Below are 13,498 nucleotides of genomic sequence, written 5' to 3'. Positions count from 1 at the left end.
GGGCCATCGGCGTGCGCCCACGGTGCTCGCGAGCGGCGGGCCCCGCCGTGCGCCGCGCTCCGCCTCCGGGTTCCCCGCGCCCGGCGATCCGCCGTAGATCGTTCCAGAACGCCCGTGACCTGCGCGTTCGGCGGGCCTCGGCTTCGCCGGCGGGCCCCGCCCTGTCGTCCCCGGTGGCTGTTTTGTCGCGGAACGACAACGCCTGTCCTATCGGTGTCAGAAGGTGACATTGAGTCCGATCGGCCCGGTGGTGAAGGCTCCCCCGCATGATGGCCCGCATCACCATGGACGACGTCGACGCGCTCGCCCGCGGCTGCGCCGTACTGGGCACCGGCGGGGGAGGCGACGTGCGCACCGCGGCCATCGCCGCGCGCCGGGCGATCAGCGCGTACGGTGAGGTGCCGCTCGTGTCCCTTGAGGAGCTCGACCCGGACGCGCTGGTGCTGCCGCTCTCCGGGATCGGCGCCCCCACGGTCAGCCACGAGATGATCGCCGCCGCCGAGGAGCCGGTCCTGATCCGCGACGAGGTGGAGCGGGTCTTCGGGCGGCCCCCGGCCGCGGTGATGTCCTCCGAGATCGGCGGGGCGAACGGGGTCGCCCCGGTGGCCTGGGCGGCCCGCCTCGGCCTGCCGCTGCTCGACGCGGACGCGATGGGCCGCGCCTTCCCCGAAGTGCAGATGGTGTCGATGAACGTGGCCGGCATCCCGCCGACCCCGGTCGTGATGGCCGACGCGGTCGGCAACGTGGTGACGATCCGGCCGATCGACGGGGTGTGGTCGGAGCGGATGGCGCGGGCCGTGTGCGTGGCGGCCGGCTCGAGCGCGCTCATGGCGGACTACATCCTCACCGCCGGCGAGCTCGCCCGGGGGGCGATCCGCGGGACGGTGCGGCGCGCCATCGCCATCGGCCGGGCCACGCAGGGCGCGCGGGACCCGCTCGCCGCGCTCATCGCCGAGCTCGGCGCGGCCCGGCTGATCACCGGCAAGCTCACCGAGCTGGAGCGGCGGACCACCGGGGGGTTCGCGCGCGGCACCGTGGTGATCGAGGGCACCGGTGAGGACCGCGGCAGGCGGCTCACCGTCGAGATCCAGAACGAGAACCTTGTCGCGATCGAGAACGACCGAGTGCGGGCTATCGTGCCCGATTTGATCACAATTGTGGATACTCTCACGGCTTCTGCAATCCAAACCGAAAACCTCCGCTATGGTCAGCGCGTGACCGTGATCGCGTGGCCCTGCGATCCCCTTTGGCGGACCCCAGAGGGCCTCAAGATCGCCGGCCCACGCGCCTTCGGCTACGACCTCGACCATCTGCCGGTGGAGACGATCGCGCCATGAGCGAGCGAGCGGCCCTCCGCGTCGGGATCGACGTGGGCGGCACCAACACCGACGCAGTGGTGCTCGACGCCGCGGGGCGTGTGGTGGCGAAGGTGAAGCGCCCCACCACCCCCGACGTGACCGGCGGGCTCTGCGCCGCCCTCGACGCCGTCCTCGCGGCGATCCCCGACCCCCGGCAGGTCACCCGGGTCATGCTCGGCACGACCCACGCCACCAACGCGATCCTGGAGCGCCGCTCCCTCGGGCGGGTCGCCGTACTGCGGCTCGGCGCGCCCGCGACCACGTCCGTGCCACCGCTCAGCGACTGGCCCGAGGACCTGCGCGCGGCCGTGGTGGCGGGGACGGCGATAGTGCGCGGCGGCCGGTTCGTCGACGGGCGGGAGATCGCCCCGCTCGACGAGGACGCGATCCGGCGGTTCCTCGCCGAGACGCCGGCCGATGCGGTCGCGGTCACCGGCGTGTTCAGCCCGGCCGGCGCGGACCAGGAGCTGCGGGTCCGCGAGATCGTCCGGGAGGAGCTCGGCGACGTGCCGGTGAGCCTGAGCCACGAGATCGGCACGCTGGGCCTGCTGGAGCGGGAGAACGCGACCGTGCTCAACGCGGCCCTGTACGGCGTGGCCCGCGAGGTCACCGCGGCCCTCGAGGCCGCCCTGGCCGCCCGGGGCCTCGCCGTCGAGACGTTCTTCGCCCAGAACGACGGCACGCTGATGAGCGTCGAGTACGCGGCCCGCTACCCGGTGCTCACCATCGGCTCCGGCCCGGCGAACTCGCTGCGCGGCGCCGCCCACCTGTCGGGCGTCGCCGACGCGATCGTCGCCGACGTCGGCGGCACCTCCACCGACCTCGGCGTGCTGGTGGCCGGGTTCCCCCGGGAGTCGTCCGCCGCCGTCGAGATCGGCGGGGTGACGACGAACTTCCGGATGCCCGACATCCTCTCCATCGCCCTCGGCGGCGGCACGATCATCGACACGCTCGGCGACCCGCGGGAGGCCCCCCGGTCCGTCGGCTACCGGGTCGCCACCGAGGCGCTGGTGTTCGGCGGCTCCACCCCGACCATGACCGACGCGGCCGTGGCGGCCGGCCGGGGGTCCGTGGGCACCCGCCCCGTCCCCGCGGAGGCCCGGGACCGGCTCACCGCCGCGGTGCGGGTGGCGGACGAGCTCATCGCCGACGCGGTGGATCGCGTCTCGCTCGGCAAGGCGGACCTGCCGCTCGTCGCCGTCGGCGGCGCGGCCTTCCTGCTCCCGGACCGCATCCCCGGGGTGCGGGAGGTCCTCCGGCCCGCCCACTCCGAGGTCGCCAACGCGGTGGGGGCGGCGATCGCGCTCGCCGGCGGGCGGTTCGAGACGATCGTGCCGGCCGCCCGGGACGCGGCCGAGCGGGCCGCGTCGCTCGAGAGCGCCAAGGAGGAGGCGGCCGCGCGCGCCGTGGCGGCCGGGGCCGACCCCGCCTCCGTGCGGATCGTCGAGCTCAGCGAGATCCCCCTGAGCTACCTCCCCGAACCCGCGGTCCGCCTGCACGTCAAGGCCGCCGGACCGCTCGCCGGAATGCCGTGATAGGAAAGGAATCCCCTCGAAAGGAACCCCCTCATATGCGCTGGCACAAGCGTCTCCTAGCGGCGGGAGCCGTGGTGGCGATGGCGTTGACCGCCACCGCGTGCGCCGGTGGACAGGTCCGGGGCTCCCAATCCCCGGCGGCGTCCGGCGCCCCGACCGACGCCACGTTCGTCTACGTCCCGAACCTCGAGGTAGTGACCGAATGGGACCCGGCGAGCTCGTACTCCAACGAGATCATCGCCATGCACAACATCTACGAGACGCTGACGCGGTACAACCCGCAGACCAAGAAGGCGGAGCCGCTGCTGGCGACCTCGTGGACCTCCTCCGATGAGGGCAAGAAGTGGACCTTCACCCTGCGCCAGGGGGTGACCTTCCACACCGGCAAGCCGCTCGACGCCAAGGCGGCGAAGGCCGCGATCGAGCGCACCAAGAAGATCGGTGACGGCGCGGCCTACATCTGGGACGCGGTCGACAAGATCGAGGCGAAGGACGACTTCACCCTCGAGTTCAAGCTCAAGTACCCGGTGCCGCTCGACCTGGTCGCCTCGTCCGGCTACGCGGCCTTCATCTACGACACCACGGCGGTCGACGGTGACTCCGACGACCTCAAGAAGTGGTTCAACGAGGGCAACGACGCCGGCACGGGCCCGTACACGGTCGAGAGCTGGCGCAAGGGCGAAGAGGTCGAGCTGACCCTGAAGGCCTACGACCAGTACTGGGGCGGCTGGGACGGCCCGCACTACAAGAAGGTCTCCTACCGGGTGACGCCCGAGATCACCACCGCCTGGCAGCTCCTCCAGCGCGGTGAGGTCTCGTTCGTGCCGCGCCTCAACCCGCAGCTCTTCGCCCAGGCGGGCTCCGCGGAGAACGTCCAGACCTCGCAGACCCCGTCCTTCCAGAACCTGCTCCTGCTGTTCAACACCGCCAGCGGCCCGCTCAAGGACGTCCGGCTGCGCAAGGCGATCCAGAAGGCGATCGACTACGACGGCCTGCTCGCCGCGCTCCAGGGCTCCGGCGTCGCCGCCAGCGGCTTCGTCCCCGAGGGCCTGCTCGGCCACGTCCCCGGCCGCACGCCCAAGCAGGACCTCGCCGGTGCCGAGGCGCTGCTGAAGGAGGCCGGTTACGGGCCGGGCGGCAAGCAGCTCGAGCTCGAGCTCACCTACGCGCAGGGCGACAACGACCAGCAGGTCCTGGTCACCCTGCTCTCCTCCACGCTCGACAAGCTCAACGTGAAGCTGTCGGCCAAGGCCCTGCAGTGGAACACCCAGTGGGACCAGGGCAAGGCGAAGGACCCGGAGAAGCGCCAGGACATCTTCGTCATGTACTGGTGGCCGGACTACGCCGACGCCTACTCGTGGTTCTTCAACGTGTTCCGCAGCACGCCCGACGACCAGATCTCCTTCAACCTCTCCTACCTGAAGGACAAGAAGGTCGACGAGGCGATCGACGGGTTGCCCGAGCTCATGGCGACCGACCCGGCGGCGGCGGAGAAGGCCGCGGCCGAGCTGCAGGCGAAGATCATCGACGAGCACGCCGCGGTGGCCGTGCCGTACGTGGTCAACTACCAGCGGGCCTACGCCAAGTCGGTCCAGGGGTACGTGGACAACCCGGCCTACCCGAACGTGGTGTTCGTCTACGACCTCAAGCCCGCAGCCTGACAGATGGTGCGATACCTGACCCGCCGGCTCGGCCAGGCCGCCCTGGTCGTGGCCGGCGTGGTCGTCCTCACCTTCATCGTCACCCGGCTGGTCCCCGGTGACCCGGCCGTGGCGTACGCCGGGCCCAAGGCGACGGCCGAGCAGCTCGCCCGGGTGCGCGCCCAGTTCGGGCTGGACGACCCGCTCCCGGTGCAGCTGTGGAACTACGCCCGTGACCTGGTCACCGGGGACTGGGGGGTGAGCCTGCACACCAAGCGGCCGGTGCTCGAGGACCTGATGCAGGCGTTCCCCGCCTCCCTCGAGCTGGTGGGCGCGGCGCTGATCATCGCGGTGGTCACCGGGATCCCGCTCGGCGTGCTCGCCGCTCGGTACCGCGGGCGGCTCCCCGACCTGTCGATCCGGCTGTCGTCCATGCTCGCGGTCTCCGTGCCGGTGTTCTGGCTGGCGCTCGCCCTCCAGACGCTGTTCGCGAGCAAGCTCGGCTGGTTCCCGGTGGCCGGCGAGTACGACCAGAACCTCGACCAGACCAGCCCGCTCCGCGAATGGACCACGATCACGATCGTGGACGCGCTGATCACCGGCAACTGGCCGATCTTCACCAGCACGCTCTGGCACCTCGTGCTGCCGGCCACGGTGATGGCCGCCTACCCGGCCGGCGTGGTCGCCCAGCTCACCCGGGCCACCCTCATCGAGGAGTCGGCCCGGGACCACGCCCGGCTGGAGCGGGCCCTGGGCTTCGGGGAGACGGCCGTGCTCACCCGGTTCTCCCTCCGGCCGGCGCTCAACCCCGTGCTCACCCTGCTCGCGCTGGTCTTCGCCTACTCGCTCGTGAACGGTTTCCTGGTGGAAGCGGTGTTCAACTGGCCGGGCCTCGGCCGGTACGCGGCCGACTCGATCCGCGCGCTCGACACCCCGGCCATCGCGGGGGTCACCCTCCTGGTGGCCACGCTGTACGTGCTCGTCAACCTCGCCGTGGACCTGCTCCAGGCGGTGATCGACCCCCGGGTGAGGGTGCGATGACGGCCCCCGCCGGCGCCCTGCCCACGCTGCGCCGTACCCCGCTCTCCCGGCTCGCCGGGGTGGACCGGCTCGCCGTGGCCGGGGCGGTGCTGCTCGGGATCATCGTGCTCGCCGCGGTGTTCGCGCCGTGGATCGCGCCCTACCCGGAGGACGGCGGCTCGGCCACCCACCCGACCGAGGCGCTGCTCCCGCCGAGCGCGGAGCACTGGTTCGGCACCGACCAGGTCGGCCGGGACGTGCTGAGCCGGGTGCTGTTCGGCGCGCGCACCTCGCTCGTGATCGTCGTGGCGGTGCTCGCCATCTCGGGGACGGTCGGCGTGATCCTCGGGGTCGTGGCCGGCTACGCCGGGGGCTGGGTGCGCGACGTGATCATGCGGGTGACCGACGTGTTCCTGGCGTTCCCCGCGCTCCTGCTCTCCCTCGCCCTCGCCGTGGTGCTCCAGCCGAGCGTGACCACGGTGATCGTGGCCATCTCGGCCACCTGGTGGCCGTGGTACACCCGGCTGACCGCCTCGGTGGCCTCCTCGGTCGCCACCCGGGGGTTCGTCGACGCCGCCCGGTGCCTCGGCGTGCCCGCGCCGCTCATCGTCTTCCGGCACGTGCTGCCGAACGCGCTCACCCCGGTGCTGGTCCAGCTCTCCCTCGACGGGGGCGGGGTGATCCTCACCGCGGCGGCCCTCTCCTACCTCGGCCTCGGCGCGCACGAGCCGACCGCCGAGTGGGGGCTCATGGTCGAGCAGGGGCAGGCGCTCTTCACCACCAACTGGTGGGTGGTGACCTTCCCCGGGCTCGCGATCCTGATCACCGCGTTCGCCTGCAACATGCTCGGCGAAGGGCTGAGGGCGAGGCTGGCCCGATGAGCGACGCACTGATCAGTGTCCGCGACCTTCAGGTCCGGATCGGCGACCGGGTGATCGCCACCGTGCCCGAGCTCGACGTGGCGCGCGGGGAGTGCGTCGCGATCGTCGGGGAGAGCGGCTCGGGCAAGACCACCACCCTGCTGGCGATCCTCGGCCTGCTGGAGGGGGCGGCCGTCACGGGGAGCATCACGGTCGCAGGGGTGGACGTGCTCGCCGCCGGGCCGGCCGAGCTGCGGCGGATCCGCGGCTCCACGGTGGCCTTGGTGCTGCAGAGCCCGCAGTCCGCGCTCAACCCGACCATGCGGCTCGGCACGCTGATGCGCCGCGCGCTCGCCCGGCACGGGGTGAAGGGGGACGAGGCCCGGGCCCGGGCGGAGCGGGCCCTCGCCGACGTGCTGCTCCCGCCCGAGGTGCTGCGGCGCTACCCCCACCAGGTCTCCGGCGGGCAGGCGCAGCGGTTCGCCATCGCGCTCGCCCTCGCGCTCGGGGCCGAGGTGCTGCTCGCCGACGAGCCGACCAGCGCGCTCGACGTGACCGTGCAGGCCGAGGTGGTCGCGGTGCTCCGCCGGCTGCACGAGGAGCGCGGCCTTGCCGTCCTGCTCGTCTCCCACGACCTGGCGCTCGTCTCCTCGATCGCCGACCGGGTCGTGGTGATGAAGGACGGCGCCGTGGTGGAGAGCGGCCCGGCCGCCGGCGTGTTCGCCCGGCCGCGCGAGCAGTACACCAAGGACCTGATCGCCGCCGTCCCCCGGCTGCCGGGGCACTCCGCGGAGGTGCAGGCATGACCCGCGTGAACGGTACGGACCAGGCACCCGAGCCGCCGGTGCTGAGCGCCGAGCGGGTCACCCTCGGCTACGGCGGCACGGCGGTCGTGCACGACGTCAGCCTCACCGTGGGCGCCGGCGGGGGCGTCGGCCTGATCGGGGAGAGCGGCTCGGGCAAGACCACCCTCGCCCGCGCCCTCCTCGGCCTGCTCCGCCCGCGCTCCGGCGCGATCCGGTACGGCTCCCGCGACCTCGCCGAGCTCGACCGGAAGGGCTGGACCGAGTTCCGGGGGAACGTGCAGCCGGTCTTCCAGGACGGCAGCGAGGCGCTCAACCCCCGGATGACCGTGGGCGCGTCGATCGGTGAGGCGCTCCAGGTCCACCACCGGATGGACCGGAAGGAGCGGCGGGAGCGGATCGCCGAGCTGCTCGCCGACGTGGGGCTCGACGCGGCGCTCGCCGAGCGCCGGCCGCACCAGCTCTCCGGCGGCCAGCGGCAGCGGGTGGCGATCGCCCGGGCCCTCGCGGTGGACCCGCGGGTGCTCGTGCTCGACGAGCCGACCAGCGCCCTCGACGTCACCGTGCAGGCGCGGATCCTCGACCTGCTGGAGCGGCTCGCCGCGGAGCGCGGGCTCGGCTACCTGCTCATCAGCCACAACCTCGGGGTCGTGGCGCGGCTCTGCCACACCGCGCACGTGATGTTCGCCGGGCGGGTGGTGGAGAGCGGGGCCACGCTCGACCTGCTCACCCGGCCGGCCCACCCCTACACGCTCGCGCTGCGGGACGCGGTGCCGCGGATCGGCGGCGAGCCGCCCAAGCCCGCGGGGCGGACCGAGGCGGCGCCGGCCACCACCGGCTGCCCGTTCCGGCTGCGCTGCCCGTTCGCCGTGGACCGCTGCCAGGAGGAGGCGCCGCGGCTCAAGCGGGTCGGGACGCGGAACGTCGCCTGCCACCGCGCCAAGACGGTGCTCGAGCTCAGCGCGCCCGGCACGCCCGTCGAGGCCCGGCGGCGGGCCCGGCTGCGGCGCAGCCGCGGCCTGTGGCGGCGCAGGAGACGCCGCTGAACGGATCGAGGTAGGACCCGATGCGCCATGTGAGCGACCTGCTCCGCACCCCGGCCGGCCGCCGGCTCACCCTCATCGCCGGCCCGTGGGACGCCCGGCCGGTGCGGAGCGTCGTGCTGGTGGACGAGATCCGGGAGCTGGACTCGGCCCCGGTCGGGGCGCTCGCCGTGCTCTCCCGGAACGCGGCCCAGGGGTGCGACGTGCTCGGCGCGCTCCGGACCGCCGGCCGGCGCGGGCTCGCCGCGCTCGTGCTCCCCGGCCCGGCCAGCACCGCGCCCGACGTGGTCGACCTCGCCCGGCGGGTGGGGGTCGCCCTGCTCGCCGGCGGCTCGGAGCAGTCGCTCTCCGAGACCGTGCTCGGGCTCAGCGACGCCCTCCGCGCCGACCCCGACCTGCTGCTCAGCCGCACGCGGGAGGCGATCGACCGGCTCGGCGCCATGGAGGGCGCGAGCGAGGGCGACATCCTCCGCGTCGCCTCGGCCGCGATCGGGGCCGAGTACGGCGTGGCGGAGATCGCCGAGCCGGCCGCGAAGAACGCGGTGATCCGGGTGGACGGCCGCCCGGACGGCTACGTGCGCTGGTACGGCGAGGACCCGGCGGCCGCGATCGTCGCCGGGGTGGTCGCCGCGATGCTCGGCCGGGTGCGCGCCGCCGCCCGGGCCCGGGAGCGCGCCCGGGAGCAGGCCCTGCTCGCGCTGCTCCGGGCCCCGGAGAAGGACGTGCGGGCCGCGGCCCGCCAGGCCCGGCGCGAGGGGGTGCCGGTGGACGGCCGGCACGTGGCCGTCTTCCTGCGCGCCCCGCGGGCGGACGAGGCCCTGCTCCGCCGGGTCCGCGCGGGCGCGGCCGCCGCGTTGGACCCGGCCGACCTCACCGCGCCGCCGCTCGTCGTCCGGTGGCAGGACGGGCTGCTCGTGATCTTCACCACCGATGAGCGGGCCGCCGCCCTCCCGGTGACCGACGGCCTGCCCCCGCTCGGCATCGGCATCGGCACCCTGCAGGCCGGGCCCGACGGGCTCCGGCGCACCGTGGTCCAGGCGCGGGCGGCGGCCGGCCGCGCCGCCCCGGGTGAGGTGGTGCGGTTCGACCGGCTCGGCGCCCACGCGATCCTCACCGAGGTGTGCGGCAGCGAGAGCGCGGTGCTCGCCGCCCGGGACATGCTCGCCCCGCTCGCCGGCCTCGGCCCGCTCAGCGCGCAGGCCATCCCCACGCTCAAGGCGTACCTCGACCACTGGGGCTCCCGGAGCCGGGCGGCCGAGGTGCTCAACCTCCACCCGAACGCGGTGGCGCACCGGATCCGGCGGATCACCGCGGCGCTCGGCGCCGACCTGTCCGACCCGGAGACCCGCTTCGCCCTCCAGCTCGCCTGCCACATCGTGCTCGAGCGCGAGTGTGCCCCGGGGACAACCCGCCCGGCCGCGTCGTCGTGACGGCACATCGACGCCCGCTCCGGCCCGGCCGTACCGTGCAGGGCATGGCAACGGTCATCGGAGTGGACGTCGGCGGAACCTTCACTGACCTTGTCCTGCACGACGCGGCGACCGGGGACATCAGGGTCGCCAAGCGGCCGACCACCCCGGCGGCGCCCGAGCTCGGGGTGCTCGGGGCGGTCGACGCGGCCGTCTCCGCCGAGCAGCTCGCGCGCTGCCGCCACTTCGTCCACGGCACGACGGTCGGCTTGAACGCGCTGCTCGAGCGCGCCGGCGCCCAGGGTCCGACCGTTGGCCTGATCACCACGGCCGGCTTCCGCGACGTGCTGGAGATCCGGCGCGGTGACCGGGACGACCCGTACGACCTGTTCTGGACCCCGCCGCCCCCGCTGGTCCCGCGGCGGCTCCGCACCGAGGTGCTGGAGCGGGTGGCGGCCGACGGCTCCATCGTGCGCGAGCTCGACCCCGAGAGCGTACGGCGGGCCGCCCGGCTGCTGATGGACGAGGGCGTGGACGCGATCGCGATCGTGCTGATCAACTCCTACGCCAACCCGGAGCACGAGCTGCGCACGGCCGAGCTGGTCCGCCAGGCCGGGTTCACCGGGCCGATCTCGCTCTCCCACGAGGTGTCGGGGGAGTACCGGGAGTACGAGCGGACCTGCACCACGGTCGTGGACGTCCTCGTGCGCCACCGGATGGGGCCGTACCTGCGGAACCTCGAGGCCGAGCTGCGCCGGCGCGGGTTCACCGGCGAGCTGCTCATCACCCGGTCCGGGGGCGGCGCGCTCACCATCGCCGAGGCGATGGCCCGGCCGTTCGAGACGATCCTCTCCGGCCCGGTCGCCGGGGCGGTGGCCTCCGCCCGGCTCGCCGGGACCCTCGGCCTCGGCACGGTGATCGCCGCCGACGTGGGCGGCACCAGCTTCGACACCACCCTGATCGTCGACGGCACCCTCCCCCTGCTCTTCCAGGGCGAGGTGGTGGGGCTGCCCCTGCAGAGCCCGTGGGTGGACGTGCGGTCCATCGGCGCCGGGGGCGGCTCGATCGCGTACGCCGACCACGGCGGCCTGCTCCGGGTCGGGCCGCGGAGCGCCGGCGCCGACCCCGGGCCGGTCTGCTACCAGCGCGGCGGGACCGAGCCCACGGTCACCGACGCGGCGCTGCACCTCGGCATGATCCCCACCGACCGCCTCTCCGGCGGGATCACGCTCTCCGCGGAGAAGGCGGCGGCCGCGCTCGCCAGGCTCGCCGGGCCGACCGGGATCGACCGGGTGGACGCGGTGGCCGAGGGCGTGATCCGGATCGCCGCCGCCCACATGGCCCAGGCGGTCCGCGGCATCACGGTCGAGCGCGGGGTGGACCCGCGCGGCGCGGCGATCGTCGCGTTCGGCGGGGCCGGCCCGCTCTTCGGCTGCCTGCTCGCCGACGAGCTCGACGTGGACACCGTGGTGGTGCCGCCCAACGCGGGCAACTTCTCCGCCGTCGGCCTGGTCCAGGCGGACATCGTCCGCTCCGCCGCCCGGACCCTGGTCCGCCCGCTCGACGACGCCGCGCTCCCGGAGATCGAGCGGCTCGCCGGCACGCTCTTCGAGCGGCTGGCCCAGGAGGGCGAGGTCCGGGAGCTCCACCTCGACCTGCGCCACCGCGGCCAGGAGCACACGCTCACCATCCCGGTGCTGCTCGGGCGGGACGACGTGGCCGCGATCCGGGCGCGGTTCACCGACGCCTACCACCGCGCCTTCGGCCACCGGCTCCCCGACCCGCTCGAGGTGGTCACGGTGCGGGCCACGAGCCGGGTGGTGCTCGACGGCACGCGCTCGCTGATCCCGGTCCCGCCGTCCGGGGAGACGGCGTCCGGGACCCGGCGGCTCTGGTCGTTCCGGTCGCGCGCCTGGGTCGAGGCGCCGGTGGTGCCGAGGTCCGGGCTGACCGGGCCGATCGCGGGGCCGGCCCTCGTGGCCGAGCCCACGACGACCACCTACCTCGACGCGGGCTTCATCGCCGAGCCGCACCCGACCGGGTGCCTCATCATCACCAGGAAGGACCGCGGATGACGATCGTGCGCACGACCTTCACCGAGGTCAACCCGGGGCTGGGCGACGGTGCCGACCCGGTGACCACGGAGATCATCCGGCAGGCGCTGTGCGCGGCGGCCGAGCACATGAAGCAGTCGCTCATCCGCACCGCGTTCTCGCCGATCATCTACGAGGCGCTCGACTTCGCCGTCGCCTTCTACGACACGGACATGTGCATGCTCGCGCAGGCCCCGACGCTGCCCGCGTTCATGGGCACGCTGGGGTTCTGCGTGCGGGAGGCCGTGGAGGGGGTCGGCGGGCCGGACGCGCTCGCCCCGGGCGACGTCATCCTCTACAACGACCCGTACGGCACGGGCTCGCACCCCCAGGACGCGGCCATGATCGTGCCGATCTTCTACCAGCCCCGGCCGGACGAGGGGCACGGCGACGAGGAGGTGCTCGTCGGCTACTCGGCGATCAAGGCGCACTGGCTCGACATCGGCGGCAAGGACCCGTACTGCACGGACACGGTCGACGTCTTCCAAGAGGGCACGATCTTCCCCGGGGTGAAGCTCTACGACGCCGGGCGGCTGGTGAGCGACGTCTACCGGATGATCCTGGCGAACAGCCGGATGCCGGAGGCGGTGATCGGCGACATCAACGCGATGGTCGCCGGCGCGCGGGCCGGGGGAGAGGCGCTCGTGGCGCTCATCCGCCGATACGGCCTGGACACGTTCCGCCGCTGCGTCGCCCGGATGTACGCCCACGGGGAGGCGCTGGTGCGGGGCTGGTTCGAGCGGCTCCCCGACGGGGTGTACCGGGCGGAGAGCGTGATCGACTCGGACGGGGTGAACGACGAGCCGATCCCGTTCGGGGTCGAGGTGACGGTGCGGGGGTCGTCGGTCACCGTGGACCTCACCAACTGCCCGGACCAGGTCGGCGGCCCGATCAACTGCCCGCTCCCCTCCACGGTGGCCGCGGCGCGGATCGCCGTCGCCTTCCTCGCCGGGGCCGGGGAGCAGCCGAACGAGGGGCACTTCCGCCCGCTCGAGGTGGTCACCCGGCGCGGATCGCTCTTCCACCCGGTGCGGCCGGCGCCCTGCTTCATGTACGGCATCCCGTCCGACCACGCGATCGAGCTGATCATCCGCGCGCTCGCCGACGCGGTCCCCGGCGGGGTGCCCGCGGCGAGCGGCGGCGACATCAACGCGCTGGTGTGGTGGGGGAACCGTGAGGCGACCGGTGAGCCGTGGGCGGACGGCGCGCCGCACCCGGTGGGCCAGGGGGCGTCCCGGCACGCCGACGGGGCGAGCGCGCTGATGTACATCTCCGAGTCGGCCACCCGGTTCACCCCGGCCGAGGTCTGGGAGGTGCGCAACCCCTGGCGGATCGAGCGGCTCGCGCTCGCCGAGGACTCGGGCGGCCCCGGGCGGCACCGGGGCGGCCTCGGGCTGGACCTGTCCTTCCGGGTGCTGGAGGACCAGTACCTCACCTCGGGGCTGGCGCGGACCAAGCTCGCGCCGTGGGGGCTGGAGGGCGGCCTCCCCGGGCGGCCCAACCGGCTCACCGTGGAGTACCCGGACGGCCGCCGCGTGGACTACGCGCTCAAGACCCGGATCTTCCTGCCCAAGGGGTCGGTGGTGCACCTGCGCACCGGCTCGGGCGGCGGGTACGGCCCGCCGGCGGAGCGCGACCCGGAGGCGGTGCGCAGGGACCTGCGCGAGGGGTACATCACGCCGGAGCACGCCCGGCGGTACTACCCCCACGCGCTCTGACCGGACGGATCTCCGGCCT

The 13,498-nt window shown here is 74.2% G+C and carries 10 protein-coding genes; all 10 read left to right on the top strand.

Going from position 1 to position 13,498, the window contains the following annotated elements:
• Nucleotides 1-266: 266 nt before the first annotated feature.
• The 10 genes from TBIS_RS14630 (at nt 267) to TBIS_RS14585 (ending at nt 13,479) form a co-directional block, all read left to right on the top strand.
• Complete coding sequence (locus TBIS_RS14630) at nt 267-1,337, top strand: DUF917 domain-containing protein (RefSeq protein ID WP_013133181.1); 1,071 nt, start codon at nt 267-269, stop codon at nt 1,335-1,337.
• The gene (locus TBIS_RS14625; protein WP_013133180.1) at nt 1,334-2,893 is read left to right on the top strand and encodes a hydantoinase/oxoprolinase N-terminal domain-containing protein; all 1,560 of its coding nucleotides are present in this window, start codon (nt 1,334-1,336) and stop codon (nt 2,891-2,893) included. Before TBIS_RS14630 ends, TBIS_RS14625 begins: the two co-directional genes overlap by 4 nt.
• A gap of 80 nt (nt 2,894-2,973) precedes the next feature.
• Nucleotides 2,974-4,554: an ABC transporter substrate-binding protein gene (locus tag TBIS_RS14620; protein ID WP_242384350.1), complete on the top strand. Its 1,581-nt coding sequence runs from the start codon at nt 2,974-2,976 to the stop codon at nt 4,552-4,554.
• Between the two features lie 3 nt (nt 4,555-4,557).
• Nucleotides 4,558-5,574 (top strand): ABC transporter permease, encoded by a 1,017-nt coding sequence (locus TBIS_RS14615; protein WP_013133178.1) that lies wholly within the window; start codon nt 4,558-4,560, stop codon nt 5,572-5,574.
• Nucleotides 5,571-6,434, top strand: coding sequence for an ABC transporter permease (locus TBIS_RS14610; RefSeq protein ID WP_013133177.1), 864 nt, complete (start codon nt 5,571-5,573; stop codon nt 6,432-6,434). The genes TBIS_RS14615 and TBIS_RS14610 overlap by 4 nt, the downstream gene beginning before the upstream one ends.
• Nucleotides 6,431-7,219 carry an ATP-binding cassette domain-containing protein gene (locus tag TBIS_RS14605; RefSeq protein WP_013133176.1) on the top strand — a complete coding sequence of 263 codons (789 nt, stop codon included), beginning with the start codon at nt 6,431-6,433 and terminating at the stop codon, nt 7,217-7,219. Before TBIS_RS14610 ends, TBIS_RS14605 begins: the two co-directional genes overlap by 4 nt.
• Nucleotides 7,216-8,262: an ABC transporter ATP-binding protein gene (locus TBIS_RS14600; protein WP_013133175.1), complete on the top strand. Its 1,047-nt coding sequence runs from the start codon at nt 7,216-7,218 to the stop codon at nt 8,260-8,262. Before TBIS_RS14605 ends, TBIS_RS14600 begins: the two co-directional genes overlap by 4 nt.
• 20 nt (nt 8,263-8,282) lie before the next feature.
• The gene (locus tag TBIS_RS14595; RefSeq protein ID WP_013133174.1) at nt 8,283-9,689 is read left to right on the top strand and encodes a PucR family transcriptional regulator; all 1,407 of its coding nucleotides are present in this window, start codon (nt 8,283-8,285) and stop codon (nt 9,687-9,689) included.
• Nucleotides 9,690-9,733: 44 nt separating this feature from the next.
• Nucleotides 9,734-11,743, top strand: coding sequence for a hydantoinase/oxoprolinase family protein (locus TBIS_RS14590; protein WP_013133173.1), 2,010 nt, complete (start codon nt 9,734-9,736; stop codon nt 11,741-11,743).
• Nucleotides 11,740-13,479, top strand: coding sequence for a hydantoinase B/oxoprolinase family protein (locus TBIS_RS14585; RefSeq protein ID WP_013133172.1), 1,740 nt, complete (start codon nt 11,740-11,742; stop codon nt 13,477-13,479). Before TBIS_RS14590 ends, TBIS_RS14585 begins: the two co-directional genes overlap by 4 nt.
• The last annotated feature ends 19 nt before the right edge of the window (nt 13,480-13,498 follow it).

This window comes from Thermobispora bispora DSM 43833 (assembly GCF_000092645.1).
Classification (GTDB): Bacteria; Actinomycetota; Actinomycetes; order Streptosporangiales; family Streptosporangiaceae; genus Thermobispora; species Thermobispora bispora.
This window is presented reverse-complemented; position numbering and strand designations above follow the sequence as displayed.

What these genes read in the sequence shown, in the direction of transcription:
- TBIS_RS14630 (WP_013133181.1), top strand. Translation starts at nt 267, where the DNA reads ATGATGGCCCGCATCACCATGGACGACGTCGACGCGCTCGCCCGCGGC.
- TBIS_RS14625 (WP_013133180.1), top strand. Translation starts at nt 1,334, where the DNA reads ATGAGCGAGCGAGCGGCCCTCCGCGTCGGGATCGACGTGGGCGGCACC.
- TBIS_RS14620 (WP_242384350.1), top strand. Translation starts at nt 2,974, where the DNA reads ATGGCGTTGACCGCCACCGCGTGCGCCGGTGGACAGGTCCGGGGCTCC.
- TBIS_RS14615 (WP_013133178.1), top strand. Translation starts at nt 4,558, where the DNA reads ATGGTGCGATACCTGACCCGCCGGCTCGGCCAGGCCGCCCTGGTCGTG.
- TBIS_RS14610 (WP_013133177.1), top strand. Translation starts at nt 5,571, where the DNA reads ATGACGGCCCCCGCCGGCGCCCTGCCCACGCTGCGCCGTACCCCGCTC.
- TBIS_RS14605 (WP_013133176.1), top strand. Translation starts at nt 6,431, where the DNA reads ATGAGCGACGCACTGATCAGTGTCCGCGACCTTCAGGTCCGGATCGGC.
- TBIS_RS14600 (WP_013133175.1), top strand. Translation starts at nt 7,216, where the DNA reads ATGACCCGCGTGAACGGTACGGACCAGGCACCCGAGCCGCCGGTGCTG.
- TBIS_RS14595 (WP_013133174.1), top strand. Translation starts at nt 8,283, where the DNA reads ATGCGCCATGTGAGCGACCTGCTCCGCACCCCGGCCGGCCGCCGGCTC.
- TBIS_RS14590 (WP_013133173.1), top strand. Translation starts at nt 9,734, where the DNA reads ATGGCAACGGTCATCGGAGTGGACGTCGGCGGAACCTTCACTGACCTT.
- TBIS_RS14585 (WP_013133172.1), top strand. Translation starts at nt 11,740, where the DNA reads ATGACGATCGTGCGCACGACCTTCACCGAGGTCAACCCGGGGCTGGGC.